16 protein-coding genes are annotated in these 16979 nt (G+C 63.1%); 13 read left to right on the top strand and 3 right to left on the bottom strand.

Annotation, left to right across the window (positions count from 1 at the left end; genetic code table 11):
* Positions 1-69 precede the first annotated feature (69 nt).
* Complete coding sequence (locus M3A49_RS13215; protein WP_254358386.1) at positions 70-1284, top strand: CaiB/BaiF CoA transferase family protein; 1215 nt, start codon at positions 70-72, stop codon at positions 1282-1284.
* Positions 1285-1437: 153 nt separating this feature from the next.
* A complete protein-coding gene (locus M3A49_RS13210; RefSeq protein WP_266229052.1) occupies positions 1438-2673 on the top strand; it encodes a porin in 1236 nt (411 codons plus the stop codon).
* A gap of 192 nt (positions 2674-2865) precedes the next feature.
* Here M3A49_RS13210 and M3A49_RS13205 read toward each other — a convergent pair whose 3' ends face one another.
* Both M3A49_RS13205 and M3A49_RS13200 read right to left on the bottom strand, forming a co-directional pair.
* Positions 2866-3663 carry a flavin reductase family protein gene (locus M3A49_RS13205; protein ID WP_266229051.1) on the bottom strand — a complete coding sequence of 266 codons (798 nt, stop codon included), beginning with the start codon at positions 3661-3663 and terminating at the stop codon, positions 2866-2868.
* Between the two features lie 10 nt (positions 3664-3673).
* Positions 3674-4738, bottom strand: a complete 1065-nt coding sequence (locus tag M3A49_RS13200) for an LLM class flavin-dependent oxidoreductase (RefSeq protein WP_266229050.1) — start codon at positions 4736-4738, stop codon at positions 3674-3676.
* 115 nt (positions 4739-4853) lie between these two features.
* Here M3A49_RS13200 and M3A49_RS13195 point away from each other — a divergent pair, with 115 nt between their 5' ends.
* On the top strand, positions 4854-5792 hold the full coding sequence (locus M3A49_RS13195) for a LysR family transcriptional regulator (RefSeq protein WP_266229049.1): 939 nt from the start codon (positions 4854-4856) through the stop codon (positions 5790-5792).
* A 32-nt stretch (positions 5793-5824) separates the two neighbouring features.
* On the opposite strand, the gene M3A49_RS13190 is transcribed toward M3A49_RS13195, so the two are convergent.
* Positions 5825-6712, bottom strand: coding sequence for an SMP-30/gluconolactonase/LRE family protein (locus M3A49_RS13190; protein ID WP_266229048.1), 888 nt, complete (start codon positions 6710-6712; stop codon positions 5825-5827).
* 361 nt (positions 6713-7073) lie between these two features.
* Here M3A49_RS13190 and M3A49_RS13185 point away from each other — a divergent pair, with 361 nt between their 5' ends.
* The 10 genes from M3A49_RS13185 to M3A49_RS13135 all read left to right on the top strand — a co-directional run.
* The gene (locus tag M3A49_RS13185; RefSeq protein ID WP_254358380.1) at positions 7074-7844 is read left to right on the top strand and encodes an enoyl-CoA hydratase/isomerase family protein; all 771 of its coding nucleotides are present in this window, start codon (positions 7074-7076) and stop codon (positions 7842-7844) included.
* A 3-nt stretch (positions 7845-7847) separates the two neighbouring features.
* Positions 7848-9989 (top strand): acetate--CoA ligase family protein, encoded by a 2142-nt coding sequence (locus tag M3A49_RS13180; protein WP_266229047.1) that lies wholly within the window; start codon positions 7848-7850, stop codon positions 9987-9989.
* Positions 9990-10003: 14 nt separating this feature from the next.
* Positions 10004-11200: an acyl-CoA dehydrogenase family protein gene (locus tag M3A49_RS13175; protein ID WP_254358378.1), complete on the top strand. Its 1197-nt coding sequence runs from the start codon at positions 10004-10006 to the stop codon at positions 11198-11200.
* Between the two features lies 1 nt (position 11201).
* Positions 11202-12164 carry an acyl-CoA dehydrogenase family protein gene (locus M3A49_RS13170; protein WP_254358377.1) on the top strand — a complete coding sequence of 321 codons (963 nt, stop codon included), beginning with the start codon at positions 11202-11204 and terminating at the stop codon, positions 12162-12164.
* Between the two features lie 11 nt (positions 12165-12175).
* Positions 12176-12934, top strand: coding sequence for an SDR family NAD(P)-dependent oxidoreductase (locus tag M3A49_RS13165; protein ID WP_266229046.1), 759 nt, complete (start codon positions 12176-12178; stop codon positions 12932-12934).
* A 12-nt stretch (positions 12935-12946) separates the two neighbouring features.
* Positions 12947-13651 (top strand): SDR family NAD(P)-dependent oxidoreductase, encoded by a 705-nt coding sequence (locus M3A49_RS13160; protein WP_266229045.1) that lies wholly within the window; start codon positions 12947-12949, stop codon positions 13649-13651.
* A 64-nt stretch (positions 13652-13715) separates the two neighbouring features.
* Positions 13716-14486 carry a carboxymuconolactone decarboxylase family protein gene (locus tag M3A49_RS13155; RefSeq protein ID WP_254358373.1) on the top strand — a complete coding sequence of 257 codons (771 nt, stop codon included), beginning with the start codon at positions 13716-13718 and terminating at the stop codon, positions 14484-14486.
* Between the two features lie 3 nt (positions 14487-14489).
* Positions 14490-15284, top strand: a complete 795-nt coding sequence (locus tag M3A49_RS13150) for an SDR family NAD(P)-dependent oxidoreductase (protein ID WP_266229044.1) — start codon at positions 14490-14492, stop codon at positions 15282-15284.
* Between the two features lie 321 nt (positions 15285-15605).
* Positions 15606-16355: an electron transfer flavoprotein subunit beta/FixA family protein gene (locus M3A49_RS13140; protein WP_266229043.1), complete on the top strand. Its 750-nt coding sequence runs from the start codon at positions 15606-15608 to the stop codon at positions 16353-16355.
* 15 nt (positions 16356-16370) lie between these two features.
* On the top strand, positions 16371-16979 hold a 609-nt coding region (locus M3A49_RS13135), incomplete at its 3' end, for an electron transfer flavoprotein subunit alpha/FixB family protein (protein WP_266229042.1).

Here is a 16979-nt window from a genome sequence, read left to right as displayed (position 1 = left end):
GAACGGGCACACGGCGCGCCGCGTGCCGGGGCCCGCTTCGTCTCGCGCAATGCAATGAGGAAAGTTTCAATGGCTCCAGAAAACAGGGCGCTGCCGCTTGCCGGCGTGCGCGTGCTCGATCTATCGCGTGTGCTGGCCGGACCGTGGTGCGCCATGGTGCTCGGCGACCTCGGTGCGGAAATCATCAAGGTCGAGCATCCCGGGCGCGGTGACGACACGCGCGACTGGGGCTTGCGCATCGGCCGCACGGAAACGGCCTATTTCAATAGCGTGAACCGCAACAAGCGCTCGCTCACACTCGATCTGCAAACGCCAGAAGGCCAACAGATCGCGCGCGAAATTGCGCAGACCTCCGATGTCGTCATTCAGAATTTCAAATATGGCGGGGCCGAAAAACTCGGCCTCGGTTACGAGCAGTTGAAAAAAGAAAACAGCAAGCTCGTGTATTGCTCTATTTCCGGTTACGACCGCGCCGGCCCCGAGGCGGAGCGTCCCGGCTATGATCTGCTCGTGCAGGGCGAAGCCGGATTGATGGCGCTGAATGGCGAAGCCGAACGGCCGCCGCTCAAATTCGGCATCGCAGCCGTCGATCTTTTCACCGGCATGTATTCGGCCCAGGCCATCCTCGCGGCGCTTTACGAGCGCGAGCGCGGCGGCAACGGGCACCACATCGAAATGGCGCTGTTCGACTGCGGGCTCATGATCACGGCCTATTACGGACTCGAAGCGCTTGTGGCGGGCGAAGATCCGCCGCGCTTTGGCAACGAGCATCCGTCTATCGTGCCATATGGTGTATTCGAAGCGGCCGATGGCCCGCTTGTGGTGGCGGTGGGCAACAACGGCCAGTATGAGCGCTTTTGTCGCGAAGTGTTGCGCCGTCCAGAACTTGCCGAGGACGTACGCTTCAAAACCAATATCCTGCGTTCGCAAAACCGTGCGGCGCTGCTGCCCGACATTCGCCGCGCGATCGCAGGTGAAAAACGCGCCGCGCTGCTCGACAAGCTTACGGGCGCCGGCATTCCATGCGGCGAAGTGGCGGGCTTGCGCGAAGCCCTGCTGTCGCCGCGCGCCACCGAGGCGGGGCTCGTGACGACCCAGCCGCATCCGTATACCGAGTCGGGCACGACGCCCGTGCTCGCGCCACCATGGCGCTTCGATGGGGAGCGCTTGCCCGTGCGACACGCGCCGCCGCAACTGGGCGAGGGCACGCGCGACGTGCTGCAAGGCGTGCTGGGCTATAGCCCCGAGCGCATCGGCGAACTTGCGAGCCGGGGCGTGGTGTGACCTGACGCGGCGCGCATTAGCCAAGCGCGCGCCACACGCTTTTGAAAATCTCGTGGAGGGATGCAGTCGCCTGTTGTTTCAATATAAAGCCTCATCATAAAGTTCGGATTGCAAACTAATACATATATAAAAGAATCCAATTCTGGAGACGTCATGAAGAAGAGTCACTTTTGGGTCGGGTCGGTCGTCGCACTTGCAGCGGCGAATGTGCATGCGCAGAGTTCCGTCACGCTGTACGGGCTGATCGATCTCGGCATCAACTATTCGACAAACGCGCAAACGGGCCGCAATGCCGACGGTTCGCTCAAAGGCAAATCGCAAGTCAACATGAGCGACGGTGCGACGCGCGGCTATGGCGGCAGCCGCTGGGGCTTGAAGGGATCGGAGGATCTGGGCGGCGGGCTTTCGGCGATCTTCACGCTTGAAAACGGCTACAACATTGTCAACGGCGCCATCGCGCAAGGCGGCGCCATGTTCGGCCGCCAGGCTTTCGTTGGGTTGAGCAGCAACACGCTCGGCACAGTCATGTTCGGCCGCCAGTACGACACGCAATCGGACTTCGTGGCGAATTATTCGCCGGCCCTCATCGCGGGCATTTCGGGTGCCGTGCCCGGTGACGTGGACGGACTTGGCCACACTCGCCGCGTAAACAACGCCATCAAATACCTGAGTCAGAACTATCGCGGCTTCACCTTCGGCAGCATGTATTCGCTGGGCGGCCAAGCCGGCGACTTTACGCGCAGCCAGGTATGGGCGCTCGGCGCGAACTACGCGATCGGCGGATTTTCCGCGGCCCTCGGCTACTTCAACGCGCGCGATCCGAACCTTTCCTCGTTCGGCAATAGCCCGAACAATGGCGGCCCGACCACGAATAACATGGGCTCGGCCGGTTCGCTCACGACGGCGCAATCCAATCCGATCTACGCGGGCTATTCCTCCGCGCATACGTACGAGATCTATTCGGCGGGCACGAGCTACAAGTACGGACAGACTACCCTCGCCGCCACGTTCAGCCATTCGGCGTTCGACAAGCTGGGCGATCTCAACGCCGGCCCCAACCCGTTTCACTACAGCGGCACGGCCATCTTCAATACGGCCACCGCCACCGTTTCGTACCTCGCCACGCCCGCACTGCTGGTCGGCGGCGCTTATACCTACACGCATGGCGGCGGCGCGGGCGGCAATGGTTCGGCCACGTATCATCAGGGCATTTTCGCGGTGCAGTACTTCCTCTCCAAGCGCACTGAGCTGTACTTCTTCGGCGTGTATCAAGCCGCATCGGGCACTGACTCGCTTGGTCAACCGGCTGTTGCCAGCATCGAGTTAATGACGCCCTCCAGCACAAATCATCAGTTTGTCGGGCGCGTAGGCATGATCCAGCGCTTCTGATCAAAGACGCCCTTTTCGCCTGAAGCGCTTTATGGCCGCTGTCCGGTTGCCGCCGGTCAGCGGCCAGTTGCTTTGTGAGCGGACTTTAGAAGGCGATGCAGCGTTCGTTTTGACCGCGCCGCGAAAGAACGACGGGCAAAAAGAAAAACGCCGCTTGAATCAGCGGCGCAAGAAACAACGTGGAGAACCGGCTCAATGCAAGGTGAGCTGCACGAGCTTGTGAGTCGAGGCGTTGAAATTGACCATCGGATTGGCTTCGCGATTGGCTGTCTTGCGAATCTTGCCGACTACGAAATCGTGCGTGCCGAGTGGCTGCGTGCAGACGATATCGCATTCGAGGCTCGCGAGCGCGTTCGTGAGCACAGGCAGGCCATGCTGGCCTTCGCTCCAGCAGCCTTCGCTAAAGCGCTGCGGTCCTTGCGGTGCACCCAGGAACCTGGCCATGACCGGCCCATGGTCCTCGCCCAGAATATTGGCGACAAAGCGGCCACTAGCCATGAGCGGCGCGCGCATGGACGACGACTGGTTCACGAAAAAGCCCGCGAGCGGCGGCTCGGCCGAGATCGACGTGAGGCTCGAGACGATCATGCCCGCCACGGCTTCGCCGCTGCCGGTCGTGATCGCGCTGATGCCCGCGGGCAGGGCGCGCATCGCGGCCTTGAAGTCAGCTAGCGAAATGACTTCGTCGCTGTCGTTGAGCGTGATGTGCGCGCGGATTTCGCCGCGCTCGTTCACCCAGCCAAAGCGCGCCGCGTAGTCGATCATGCCCGTGAAGCCCGCTTCCCAGATTGCATCGCCCGCGTGCCCTGAGAGAAATCGCAGCACGGAAGGCGCAAGCAGAATATGATCATCGCCGTCGCGCCGGCCAATGCGCGCAACGGCCTGGTCGAGCCGCTCGCGTGGCTGCGGGTCAACGAGCACGTCGAGTTTCTTGAAGTTCGACGCATCGAGTAACGTGATCGCCCCCGCGTTGGTCAGGTGCAGACGCATGGCTGCCTCCTCAGACCGTCGTGGTCAACTGGCCCACTTCCTTGCGGATGGCCGGAATGATCTTCTCGCCCCACAACTCGATCTGCTTGAGCATGGTCTTCTGATCGAAGTCGCCAAGCTGGGTCTGCAGGGCAATATGCTTCGGACGCAGAATGCTGATCTCCTCGAGCATCTTGTCGATCACCTCGTTGACCGAACCCACGGGCAGATTCTTGCGCAACTGTTCGAAGCTCAGGTCGGTGGGCGAAGGCTCCTCCTTCACCATGTAGCCGTCTTCGGAATGTGCGCGGCGATATTTGAGGCTTTCCGAAATGCGGCGTTGAAAGCGTGCGCAATCCAGGTACGCATCGACTTCGGCCTTGTTGTCCGAGGCATAGCCGCAGCGCAGGAAGCCGAACTTGACGTCGCGGTCGAGGTCCTTGCCGTTTTCAGCGGCAACTTTTTCGAGCCGGCCGCGCAAGTTCGCGATGGCGTCCGTGCCGTTGAGCAGCGCGGTCACGAACAGATTGTGGTTCTCGCGCACGCCCCGCCCAAGTGTGACGGGATTGCCGGAAGTGATCCACATTGGCGGCATGGGCTCCTGAATGCAGCGCACGGCGATCGAGCTGGGCGGAATCTTCAGATACTTGCCGTCGTGCTCGAAGATCTTTTGCGTGAGCCCCTTGGGAATCACGTCGAGGAACTCATTGAAGATCGCGCCCGATTCGGCAATGTCTACGCCAAAGCGTTCGAATTCGAATTCCTGATAACCCGAGCCGACCCCAAGGTCGAGGCGGCCGTTCGATACGGTATCGACGAAACCGACTTCAGCGAGAAAACGCGCCGGGTGATAAAGCGGCAGAATGCAGACCGCCGTGCCGAGACGAATGCGCTTCGTCTTACCGGCCGCGTGCGCCACCGTCATGAGCGGCGACGGCGAAAGCGAATAGTTGTTGAAGTGGTGTTCCGCATACCAGGCGGTGTCGAATCCGGCCTGTTCCGCAACAACCGTTTGCTCGATCGAATTGCCGATGACTTGCTGCGAAGTCTGATGATAGCCCCGTTGCTGGGCCAGGATGAAAACGCCGAATTCCATAGTGCTCCTCTCTCTTTATAAAACCCAAAGGGCTTAAGAGGAATTCTAGATTCGCCATGTTATTATCAGGAATAACGTAAAACATGCGTTCTGTACTGCAAGAACTGGAGGAATCATGGATCGACTTCGTGCGATGGAGCTGTTTCTCTCTATTTCACGAACAGAGAGCTTTTCGGAAACCGCGCGCAAGTTCGGGGTTTCCGCCACCTCGGTTTCTCGCATGATCACGGAGTTCGAAAGCGAGCTGAACGTCAAGCTGCTGCTGCGCTCCACGCGCCAGGTCGTGCTGACCGAGGCGGGGCAGGAATATGCGCGGCATCTGGAGGGCATTCTCTGGAGCATCAGCGAGGCGCAGAGCAGCATCACGGCCATTAGCGCCGCGCCCATGGGAACCTTGCGCGTGCATTCGCGTATGATGTTCGGCCTCGGCGTGCTGCCGCCACTCATTGCCGAATTTCGCCGGCAATACCCGGACATCCATGTCGAATTGATTCTTGGCGAATCGAAAGCCGACTTGCGTCGCCAGCAGATCGATATAGACTTTCGCATTGCGCCGCCCGTGGAAGCGGGGCTCAAGCGGCGCATTCTCTTCAAGAGCGAACGCTATCTCGTGGCCTCGCCAGGCTACCTGGCGGCGCACACGCTGCCCGAAACGCCGGAGCAGATCGCCACGCACGAATGCCTCGCCTATACGCTGCCCGGCGATAACTACATCTGGCGCTTCAAGCAGGACGAAGCGGTGGAAGAGGTAGCCTTCAAGCCGCGCCATGTCAGCAACAACGGCATCGCCCTGCTGGAATTCGCACGGCTTGGCGAAGGCATTGCACTGCTCGACGATTACACCGTGCATCACGATATCGCGAGCGGGCGGCTCGTGCGGCTCATGCCGCAATATCGAGTGAGTAATACGTCGTTTGAGGACGGGATGTACGCCACCATACTCGACACGCCCATGATTCCCGCGAAAATCCGCCTGTTTCTGGACTTCATTGCGGCGCACGTGTCGGGCAAGGAATTGCGCTTTTCCGCTTACGGCGACGCGCTGGCGCTTTGAGCGCGTAAGGTTGCGCAAGGACGCGCCGTATCTCACGCGGCGCGTATGCGGCACGTAAAGCGCGGCGCGCCGCGGTAGCCCGCTCCGCGCAGGCGCAGCAGCGCGCCGTCGAGTTCGCCGCTCGCGCGCAGCCGGCCGCTATCGGTAATCGACGTCACGTAAATATCGTCGAGCAGCGGGCCGCCAAAGCAGAGCGACGCGGGATGCGCGAGCGGCAAGTCAATGCGATCGGTCATGCGGCCTTGCTCGTCGAAGCGCGCGATTGCGCTCGCGTGCACGAGCGCGGTCCACAAACCGCCTTGTGCGTCGAAGCAGCAGCCGTCGGGCGCGGAGCCCAGCGCTTCGGTATTCACGAACGCGCGGCGCTCGCCCAGCGCGCCGTCGCTTTCAATAACGTAAGACCAGATGGTTTTCGCTGCACTGTCTGCAATATGAAAGCGGCCATTCACTGGATGCTCGGCCGGCCCGTTTGCCACGCCAATTCCACCATCGAGCTTGACCAGCGCGCCGTCGCATTGCAGCCGGTATATGCCGCCTAGCGGCGCTTCACCGTTCTCGCGATAGATGTGCATAGTGCCCACGACGAAGCTGCCGTCGCGCATCGCCGCGCCATCGTTGAGCCGCAGGTTCGGATGGCTGGCCTCGATGTGCGCAAGCGAGCGGCACTCGCCGCTTGCCGTATCGAGCAGCGCGATGGCTTCCTTGAGCGCGACGATCAAATTGCCGTCGTCATTCAACGCGAACGAACCGGCAGGCGGTGGCACGTCGTAGTGCGTGCTCGCGTCCGTCTGCGGGTCGACGCGGTAAATCCGTCCCTTTCTGCTGTCGATGAACCACAGGCTTGCCTGCGCGGCGTCCCACACCGGGCACTCGCCAAGTGCTGCCGTAATCGTCGTGATGCGCTCGATTTCGATTGCCATGAAGCAGAATCATCCATTCGAATCAGGGTAATTGCGGAGTGCAGAAACGCGAAGCCAGCCGGACGCGCGCGACACATCCCGCCGTGTCCGTGCACGACTCTGCGCATCGTAAATCGCATCCATTCCTGCGAATAGCACGAGTTTTTGCAGGACACATCCAACGATTTCGGCGGAAATCGCAGGAGTGGTCCGTCCATATAATCGGTTCGCAGGAGCCCATGCCAATGTCCGGCTCGCTAGCGCGGCAACCGGCATGGAGTCGAGAACACGAGGAGGCAATCATGCAGATGAAATTCGAAGCCCCACTGCGGGCCGCGCGCGCCGTCGCGCCCATTGCACATTCGAACAAGGGAGCGCGAGCATGAGCGATCGTATGGTGCGGCTCGAAGTGGCCGATGGCGTGGCGCTCGTGACGATGGCGCGCGAGCCGGTCAACGCGTTGAACCGCGAAATGCGCCGCCAGATCATCGCGACCTTCGACGAAGTATCCGAACGCGATGATATTCGCTGCGCCGTGCTCACCGGCATCGGCAAGGTGTTTTGCGCGGGTGCCGATTTGCGCGACCGTCCGGATAACGAAGTGGCCGGCGACTTTCTCGAACACAACCGCTTGACGCGCGAAACCGGCAATGCGATTCGAGAATGCGCGAAGCCCGTCATTGCTGCTGTGAATGGCGTGGCGCTCGGCGCGGGGCTCGGTTTGATGGCGTCCTGCGATATCTATTACGCGTCGCAAGAGGCGACCTTCGGCATGCCGGAAATCAACGTGGGCCTGGCGGGCGGCGCTTCGATGCTGCGCACGCTGTTTGGCCGCTCCACGGTCCGGCGCATGTTCTTCACGGGCCAACGCCTGAGCGCGCACGACCTCCTGCGCCGTAACGTGCTGGAAGACGTGCTGCCTGCGAGCGAGTTGCTCCCGGTGACGATGGCGCTTGCGCGCGAGATCGCCTCGAAAGCGCCCCTTGCGATCGTCTACGCAAAGCGCGCGGCCAACATGGTGGAAGTGATGCCGCAGCGCGAAGCATACCGTCACGAGCAGGACTTCACGATGGCGCTTTCGAAGACCGAGGATGCACGCGAAGCGCGCATTGCCTTCCTCGAAAAGCGCGCACCCGTTTTCAAGGGCCGCTGAAACATGAACGCCAGTGAAATTCAGCGGCCCGGCGCGGGGCTGGACGCGTTCTTCAACGCGCGCGGCATCGCCATCGTGGGCGCTTCGGACGACATCAACAAGATCGGCGGACGCCCAGTGCATCTGCTGCGCAAATACGGTTACGCGGGGCCGGTCTATCCGGTCAATCCGCGTGGTGGCGAAGTCCAGGGCTTAAAAGCCTACGCTTGTGTGCGCGAAACGCCCACCGCGCCCGACCTCGCCATTCTCGCGGTGCCCGCGAATGCAACCGCCGACGCGTTGCGTGATTGTGCCGCGCGCGGCGTGCGCGGCGCCATCGTGCTCTCCTCGGGTTTTGCCGAGACCGGTCCCGAGGGTGCGGCGCTTCAGGCAGAACTCGTTTCGATCGCACGCGAAGCAGGCATGCGCATCCTCGGCCCGAATTGTCTTGGCACTGTAAATGTGCTCGACGGCACCATCGGCTCGTTTTCCATTGCGCTCGAAGAGAGCATGCCGCCCGCAGGCCATGTGGGCATCGTCTCGCAGTCGGGCAACGTGGGCAGCCATACCATGCAATGCGTGGCGCGCCGCGGGCTTGGCGTGAGCCGCTTCATCGCAACCGGCAACGAAGCCGATATCGACGTGGCGGACGGCATCGCCGCGCTTGCTCATGACGATCAAACGCGCGTGATTCTCTGCTGTATGGAAACGTGCCGCCATGCGGATCGCCTGATTGCCGCGCTCGAAGCCGCGCGCGAGCGCAACAAGCCTGTGATCGTGCTGAAGATCGGTGCGACCGAACAGGGTCAAAGCGCGGCCGCTTCACATACGGGCGCGCTCGCCGGTTCGGACGCGGTGATCGACGCCGTGTTCCGCCGTCATGGCGCATTGCGCGCGCGCTCGATCGAAGAGATGCTCGACGTGGGCCACGCGGCTTCGCTGCTGCTGCCTGCGCGCCTGCCGCAAACGGATACGGCCACGCTGGTCGCCGCGTCGGGCGGCTTCGGCATCATGATGGCGGACGCGATGTCCGAGGCAGGCATTGGCTTGCCGCCGCTCGCGACTGCCACGCGCGCGCGCATCAATGAAGCGGTGCCCACGGCCGGCACGAATAACCCCGTGGATGCGTCCGCGCAGATGTCGAGCCGCCCCGACATTCTGCTCAAGATGCTCACGGCACTGCTGGATGAACCGAACGGCAGCACGCTCGTCCTCTTCATGTCGCTCTCGCTATTCAATTCGCGGCTGCGCGGCATCTACCTCGACGCGCTCGCTCAAGTGCGCAAGAGCCATCCTGAGCGCTTGCTCATGATCGTGAGTCACGGCCCCGCCGACGCCGTAGCACAGATCAATGCGCTCGGCATCCCGGTGTTCGGCAGTATCGACGCCGCGGCGCGCGGTCTCGCTTCGCTCGTGCGCCTCGGCAAGCTGCGCGGCCAGGCCAGTGTACCGCGCTACTCGGGGCCGGTAGAGCGCATCGATCCCGAGGTGTTTCGCAACGAGCATCGCGCCAAGGCCGCATTGGCGGCGGCGGGCATCGAAGTACCGCAGGAAGCGATCGTGTCGGGCACCGACGAAGCGGTGCGCTTTGCCGACTCGATCGGTTACCCCGTAGTTCTGAAGATCGCTTCGGAGGACATCGCGCACAAGACAGAAATTGGCGGCGTGGCGCTGGACCTGCACGATGGCGGCGCCGTGCGGGCGGCCCATGCGCGCCTGCTCGCCAACGCGGCGCAGCTTGCGCCGAATGCGCGTATCGATGGCGTGCTGGTCGCGCCCATGCTGCGCGGCGGAGTGGAAATGATCGCGGGCGCGTCGCGCGATCCCGTCTTTGGTCCGGTTGTGATGGTGGGCATGGGCGGCATACATGCGGAAATTCTCAAGGATGTGGCTGTACAGCGCGCACCCGTCACGGAGGCCGAAGCGCTGCAGATGATCCGCTCGCTTCGCATGTTCCCGCTGCTAGACGGGGCGCGAGGCCAGCCGAAGGCCGACCTCAGCGCAGCGGCGCGCACCGTGGCGCGGCTTTCGGAGTTTGCGTGCCGCCATGCCGACGACGTGGCAGAAATCGACATGAATCCCATTCTGGTCAAGCCCGCGGGAGAGGGCGCTGTCGTACTCGACGCGCTCATGATTTCCGCAGGCAACCCACCGTCCAATCAGTGAGGATAACGATGTATATGGACAAGAGCCCGGCGGTGCCCAATCCCGCAGCGGGGCGGGCGGTTTATCGCCAGCATGCACGCGATTGGTTGCGCGCGAACCTGCCCGAGCATATGCGCACGGACAGCCTCGCTTATCGCGCCCCCACGATCGACGAATGCCGCGACTGGGAGGCACAAATGTATCATGCCGGCCTTGCGGGCATGACCTGGCCGCAGGCCTACGGCGGCTACGGCCTCACCATGCGCGAGCATCTTGCGGTGAGCAAGGAGGTCGGCGCGCTGCCCATGCCAGAAAGCGTCAGCTCGATCGGCAAGGAACTGGCCGGACCGATCATCATGGCAGTAGGCACCGAGGAGCAAAAACGCGCGTTCCTGCCCGCGATTCTCGCGATGCGCGAGTACTGGTGCCAGGGTTTCTCCGAGCCGGATGCCGGTTCGGATCTGGCGCGCCTGCGCACGAAAGCCGTGCAGGAAGGCTGCACATGGCGCATCAACGGCCAGAAGATCTGGACGAGCGGTGCGGCCAAGGCTCATTACTGCTTGCTGCTCACGCGCACGGGCACGGTGGCCGACAAGCATCGCGGCCTGCTGATGTTTGCCGTACCCATGAGCACGCCGGGCATTCGCGTGGTGCCGATCAAGTCGATCGACGGCAAGGAGTCCTTCGCCGAAGTGTTTTTCGACGATGTGGTGGTGCCCGATAGCGCACGCCTTGGTGCGCCCGACGAAGGCTGGAGCGCGGCGATCCGCGTGCTCTCCATCGAGCGCGCGACCAACCGCATGTACCGTCCGTGGCGATTTGAATGCGAGTTGCGCCAGCTCGTGAGCGCTTGCAAGTCCGACACCTTGCTCGCGCAATATCTCGACGACGGCTACTACCAGCGGCGCATAGGCGACGTGGTGTGCGAGATCGACGCGCTCAAGGGGCTCGTCGAGCGCACCGTCGGGCAGGTGATGGAAGGTGAGTCGCTGGGCGCACGAGGCTCGCTCACCAAGCTCTACTGGTCGGAATGCCACCAGCAATTCGCGAGCCTTGCGCTTTCTCTGGTCGCGCACGTGAGTCCCGCATCGAGCCCGCTCGCGCAGCGTGCTCGCAAGACTTTCACGCATGCCTACCTGTTTTCGCGCGCGGAGACGATCTATGCCGGCACTTCCGAGGTGCAGATGGACGTGATCGCGCAGCGCATCCTCAAACTGCCGAAGGATCTTTGATATGACGATGCGAGACGACGGGCTCAAGCCCGAGGAATTCGCACAGGCCGCCGTCGCCCCCATCGACGACGCGAAATCGCGCGCGCTGCGCGACGCAGCGCGCGTATTGGCGGACGCGGGACTGATTGGGGTGTGCACTTGCGAGGACGATGGCGGCCTTGGCCTCGACATCGACTTCGCGGTGCCAATCGCTCATGCGGCGGGCAAGCAGCAACTGCGCTTTCCCTTGCTGGAGCAGATCGCGCTGGCGAAGGCGTTCGGGGGCACCAGGATTGCCGCCGCGCTAGTAAGCGGTGAAAGACTCGCCACTGTGGCGCTTCAGGGTGGCATGGAGCAGGGAGTCGCCGGACACGCACGGCACGCGAACGAATGCGATTGGGTGCTGGTTGCTGACGCTCAGGGCGGCGGCGCGCTCGTGGACGTGAGCTCGGCAAGATACGAAACCGATGGCGCGCTCGATCCCGAATGCCCGCAAGTCTGGCTCGCGCTCGATGGCGTTGAAATGATCGCGACGCTGAACGCCGACACTTATTTGGGGCTCCGTCGCGATCTGCAGGTACTCGCTGCCGCGTTCGCAAATGGCGCGGCCGACGGAGCGCTCGAATCCGCCGCCGCGTTTATGTCCACGCGTGTCCAGTTCGGCCGCCCGCTTTCCGCGAAACAGGCCGTGCGCCATCTGCTCGCGCGCATGAAGCTCGTGCAGGAAGCGTCGGCCGCCGCGATTCGCCGCTCGATCGCCACGGACGAATATGAAGCCGTGCGTGACGCGCGGCCCGCGCTGGCGGGCACGCTCGCGAACGCGGCATTCGTGATCGAAAAGGCTATTCATCTGCATGGCGGCATGGGCTTCACGTGGGAAGTGCCGCTGCACTATTCGCTGCGCGAGGTGCGCAAGCTCGATGCGTCGTTCGGCGCTGGCGGGCTCGCTCGCGAAGTGGGTTGTGAATTCATCGCTGCACAGTGAGGAAGACAGATATGCAACAGGACATGAATGCTCGCGTGGCGCTTGTCACCGGCGCGGGCGCCGGGATTGGCCGCGCTACTGCGCGTGCGCTGGCGGCGCGCGGCGCGATCGTCGGCGTGAACGATCTGAGAGAAGAACTTGTGGACGCGACGGTGGCGCAGATTCACGCGGAAGGCGGCCAGGCCTTTGCCGTGGTGCGCAACGTCGCCACGCGCGAAGGCATGACCGAGGCCGTGCAGGCGGCGCGCGAGCATGGCGGGCGTTTCGATGTGCTCGTCAACAACGCCGCGTGGGTGCGCTATCAGGCCGTGCCCGAGATCGCGCCCGAGACGGTGGATCGTATGCTCGACATTGGCTTCAAGGCCGCAATCTGGGGCATCCAGGCCGCCACGGAGGTCATGGATGCCGAACGCGGCGGCGCGATCGTCAACGTGGCCTCGACGGCGGCGCTACGCTCGGCGGCAAGCTCCGTGGTGTATTCGGGCATCAAGGCGGGAATACTCGGCATCACCCGCGCCGCCGCGGCAGAACTCGGCCCGCGCCGTATCCGCGTGAACGCGGTTTGCCCCTCGGCCGTGCCGACCGAAGGCACGCAGCGCAACCGCAACATGGAGCGCGATGCGGCGCGCGTGGCGCGCACGCCGCTCGGCCGGCTTGGCGTGGTGGAGGATATCGCGCGCGGCATCGCGTTTCTCGCAAGCGACGAGGCCGGTTTCATCACGGCCCAGGCGCTGACGATCGATGGCGGTATCACCTTCACGAATATATAGGAACGCCAGGCAATGAGTTCGAGCGCCGAAAAGACGGTTTTGATCACCGGCGCGGCCTCTGGTATCGGCCGGGCGGCTGCGCAGCGTTTCGCGGCGGCCGGCTGGCGCTGTGTGCTGGTCGATCGCAACGGTGAGGCGCTGGATCGGCTCGTGTCGAGCCTGCCTGCAGCGGGCGGCGCGGTGCATCTGGTGCGCGTGGCCGACCTGATGCAGCCCGACCAGATCGCAGCGCTCGCCGTGGGCGTGCCCGCGCTCGACGCGATCATCAACAACGCCGGCATGTCGCTGCAACTCGACGTAATCGGCGACGCGGCCCGGCGTTGGGCGGGCATGGGTTGCGATATCGGAGGAAAAACGTACCGGGCGACGCTGGATGCCTCGGTGCTCGGCGCGGAACCGGGCAATCGCCTTGCCGCCGTGCACGCGGCAGCGGCGCGCTTCGCGCGTGAACACGGGCAGCGGGCGAGCCTGACGCTGCTGCTTCCACGCGACGCAGCTAATGCAGACTGGCGCGCGGCTGGCGACACTGGAGCGGCTCGCATGCTGGTCGCTACGCTCGCCTGCGAATGGGGCGCGCGTGCGCTGCGCATCAATGCGCTCACTATCGATGCTCGGGCTGACCAACATGAGATTGCCGCGCTTGCACCGATCGTGCATTTCGTGGCCGGCGCACAGGCGCAGTTCGTCACCGGACAAACATGGCGCGCGGGTATGTGAGCGCCGCATCGTTCTGCGCGGCGAACTTCGACTTGCAGAACGGACACACAAGAAAGGAGACAGCATGAACGAAAGCGATGCCATGCGCGCGCGCGTGAAGGCGCAATTCGTCGAGGCGCGCGGCTACTGGCGCCCGTGGACCGAAGCGATCCTGCAGGCGCATCCCGCGCTTCTGGAGCAGTACGCGCGTTATGCGGCCTACCCCGCGCGCCATGGTCCGCTATCCGCACGCATGGTGGAGCTGATTTATGTGGCGCTCGACGCCTCGTCGGCGCATCTGTATGCAGCGGGGCTCAGGACGCATCTGGCGGGCGCGTTTGCCGCGGGCGCGAGCGAAGCCGATATCTTCGACGTGCTGCATCTCGTCGCCGCGCAGGGGCTCGAATGCGTGTATCAGTCGGCGGCGATACTCGCGCAGGAAGCGGCGGAAATGGCCATGTCGTCAATCGATGTGGCGCTGCGCACGCGAATCGAGCGACTATGCCCGCAGGCCGCAAGCATGCTGCAGACGCTTGCCACGCTGGATCAGACCTATGTGGACGTGCTGCTCGATTTTATCGAGCACGGTTCGACCGGCAAAGGCCTGAACGATGCGGAGCGCAGCCTCATTCAGATCGCGCTGCATGCCTGCTTCACCGCTTTCAATCCCGATGGCGTGCGCCGCTTCGTGCGAGCGGCGCTCGATTGCGGCACAACGCCGTCGGAGGTTCTTCAGGCGGTGCAACTGGGCGCACATCTGTCCGTGCATGGTACGGCACTCGGTGCGACGGTGCTGGGAGAATTGCGCGGCGGCGCCACTATGAGTGAGCATCGAATAAAACAACAGGAATCCTGATTGATGAATACCAAGTCGTGGCTGGACCTCGAAGAGAAAGTTTGCGTCGTTACCGGCGCGGCGGGCGGGATCGGCGCGCAAATCGCGCTTGCGCTCGCACGCGAGGGCGCGCATGTGACGCTGCTCGACCGAGACAGCGCGGCATGCGCGGTGATTGCCGGGCGCATCGTCAGCGAGGGCGGGTACGCGATCGTGATTGACTGCGACGTCGCGGATAAGACAAGTGTGGTCGAAGCTGCGCGCGAGAGCGAACGTGCGCTGGGACGCTGCAATGTGCTCGTGAACAACGCGGCCATCACTTTACGAGGCCCGTTGCTCGAATTGGATGTCGATCACTGGAACCGCGTGCTCGCAGTGAATCTCACCGGCGCGCTGCTATGCGCGCAGGCTTTCGGCCAGCAAATGCGCGCTTTGGGGAGCGGCTCGATGATCCATGTCGCCTCGATTGCGGCAAGTTCGCCGATCCCGTTGGGTGGGGCATACAGTGCGAGCAAGGCGGCGCTCGCGATGCTTGCGCAACAGCTTGCCGTCGAACTCGCCGACGACGGCGTTCGCAGCAACGTCGTGAGCCCAGGGCTCGTGCGCACACCGTTGAGCGCGCGCTACTACGAAGATCCCGCCATGCTGCGCGCTCGCACGAAGATGGTACCGTCTCGGCGAATCGCGGACCCGCAAGATATTGCCGATGCAGTGCTCTTTCTCGCGAGCGAACGATCGGGCTACGTGAACGGACAGGAATTGCTCGTGGACGGTGCGCTCGGCCGTAACGTCATGGCGCTCGTGCCGCGGCCCCAATAGCGCCTGTCAAAGCCATTTTCAAATATCCAGCAGCTAGTTAAAAAGTGGATTTGACACCCAATTGATGCAGGTGCTGGCTCACTCGTCTGGATTGGGACGGTCAACGCGAACTGCGCAGGTGCTCAGCGAGCATTTGGGTTGGGCTGGCTGGATCAAGGCAATGCTTACTTGTCCGGTTTTCGTAGGGGATACGATCTATGCTGAATCGGAAGTGCACTCGAAGCGCGAGTCGACATCGCGTCCGACTCAGGGAATCGTGATGTGAGAAGGTCGCTGACGCGCAAGCGCGTCGGCTGTTTCGTCAAGGGAAGGAGATACGGTTTGAAAATCCTCGTGGCAGTGAAACGCGTGGTGGATGCGAATGTAAAAGTCGGCGTGAAGTCGGATGGCACGGGCGTCGACATCGCCAACGTGAAGATGTCGATGAACCCGTTCGACGAAATCGCCGTGGAAGAAGCGGTGCGTCTGAGGGAAGCGGGCGTGGCGACGGAAGTCATCGCGGTGTCCGCGGGCGTCACGCAAGCGCAGGAAACGCTGCGCACGGCGCTGGCCATCGGCGCGGATCGCGCGATCCTGATCGAGTCGAACGAAGACCTGCAGCCGCTGGCTGTGGCCAAGCTGCTGAAGGCACTCGTCGACAAGGAACAGCCGCAACTGGTCATTCTCGGCAAGCAGGCCATCGACGACGATTCGAACCAGACTGGCCAGATGCTCGCCGCGCTGGCGAACCTCCCGCAGGCTACGTTTGCTTCGAAGGTCGTGGTTGCAGACGGCAAGGCTACGGTGTCGCGCGAAGTGGATGGCGGCGCGGAAACGCTGTCGCTCACACTGCCCGCAGTCGTCACGACGGATCTGCGCCTGAACGAGCCGCGCTACGTCACGCTGCCGAACATCATGAAGGCGAAGAAGAAGCCGCTGGAAACCGTGAAGCCCGAAGACCTGGGCGTCGATGTCACGCCGCGTCTGAAGACGCTGAAGGTTGCCGAGCCGCCGAAGCGGTCGGCAGGCGTGAAGGTGCCGGACGTGAAGACGCTGGTCGAGAAGCTGAAGACGGAAGCCAAGGTGCTGTAAGGGGAGCAGACGAAAATGACGAATCTGGTTGTTGCCGAACACGACAATAAGTCGATCAAGGCCGCAACGCTGAATACGGTTGCCGCAGCACAGAAGATTGGCGGCGACGTGCACGTGCTGGTCGCGGGCCACAATGCGCAGGCGGCTGCGGATGCAGCTGCGAAGATTGCAGGCGTGGCGAAGGTGCTGCTGGCCGATGCGCCGCAACTCGAAGTCGGTCTCGCGGAAAACGTCGAAGCGACGGTCCTCGCGATTGCGAAGAACTACTCGCACATCCTCGCTCCGGCAACGGCAGCGGGCAAGAACGTCACGCCGCGCATTGCCGCGAAGCTCGACGTTGCGCAGATCAGCGATATCACGGCAGTCGACAGCGCCGACACGTTCGAGCGTCCGATCTACGCAGGCAACGCGATCGCAATCGTCCAGTCGAGCGACCCGATCAAGGTGATCACGGTCCGCACGACCGGTTTCGATCCCGTCGCAACCGAAGGCGGCAGCGCAGCCATCGAGAAGATCGAAGCGGCGGCAGACAGCGGCCTCTCGAAGTTCGTGAGCCGTGAAGTGACGAAGCTCGACCGTCCGGAACTCACGAGCGCGAAGGTCATCGTCTCGGGTGGCCGGGGT

Origin of the sequence: Paraburkholderia sp. CNPSo 3076, assembly GCF_026343935.1 — a bacterium.
GTDB classification, from domain to species: domain Bacteria; phylum Pseudomonadota; class Gammaproteobacteria; order Burkholderiales; family Burkholderiaceae; genus Paraburkholderia; species Paraburkholderia nodosa.
The sequence above is the reverse complement of the archived record's forward strand: the minus strand, read 5'-3'. Positions and strand labels throughout refer to the sequence as shown.

Coding starts and splice junctions, on each gene's coding strand:
- M3A49_RS13215 (WP_254358386.1), top strand. CDS start 70: ATGGCTCCAGAAAACAGGGCGCTGCCGCTTGCCGGCGTGCGCGTGCTC.
- M3A49_RS13210 (WP_266229052.1), top strand. CDS start 1,438: ATGAAGAAGAGTCACTTTTGGGTCGGGTCGGTCGTCGCACTTGCAGCG.
- M3A49_RS13205 (WP_266229051.1), bottom strand. CDS start 3,663: ATGCGTCTGCACCTGACCAACGCGGGGGCGATCACGTTACTCGATGCG.
- M3A49_RS13200 (WP_266229050.1), bottom strand. CDS start 4,738: ATGGAATTCGGCGTTTTCATCCTGGCCCAGCAACGGGGCTATCATCAG.
- M3A49_RS13195 (WP_266229049.1), top strand. CDS start 4,854: ATGGATCGACTTCGTGCGATGGAGCTGTTTCTCTCTATTTCACGAACA.
- M3A49_RS13190 (WP_266229048.1), bottom strand. CDS start 6,712: ATGGCAATCGAAATCGAGCGCATCACGACGATTACGGCAGCACTTGGC.
- M3A49_RS13185 (WP_254358380.1), top strand. CDS start 7,074: ATGAGCGATCGTATGGTGCGGCTCGAAGTGGCCGATGGCGTGGCGCTC.
- M3A49_RS13180 (WP_266229047.1), top strand. CDS start 7,848: ATGAACGCCAGTGAAATTCAGCGGCCCGGCGCGGGGCTGGACGCGTTC.
- M3A49_RS13175 (WP_254358378.1), top strand. CDS start 10,004: ATGGACAAGAGCCCGGCGGTGCCCAATCCCGCAGCGGGGCGGGCGGTT.
- M3A49_RS13170 (WP_254358377.1), top strand. CDS start 11,202: ATGACGATGCGAGACGACGGGCTCAAGCCCGAGGAATTCGCACAGGCC.
- M3A49_RS13165 (WP_266229046.1), top strand. CDS start 12,176: ATGCAACAGGACATGAATGCTCGCGTGGCGCTTGTCACCGGCGCGGGC.
- M3A49_RS13160 (WP_266229045.1), top strand. CDS start 12,947: ATGAGTTCGAGCGCCGAAAAGACGGTTTTGATCACCGGCGCGGCCTCT.
- M3A49_RS13155 (WP_254358373.1), top strand. CDS start 13,716: ATGAACGAAAGCGATGCCATGCGCGCGCGCGTGAAGGCGCAATTCGTC.
- M3A49_RS13150 (WP_266229044.1), top strand. CDS start 14,490: ATGAATACCAAGTCGTGGCTGGACCTCGAAGAGAAAGTTTGCGTCGTT.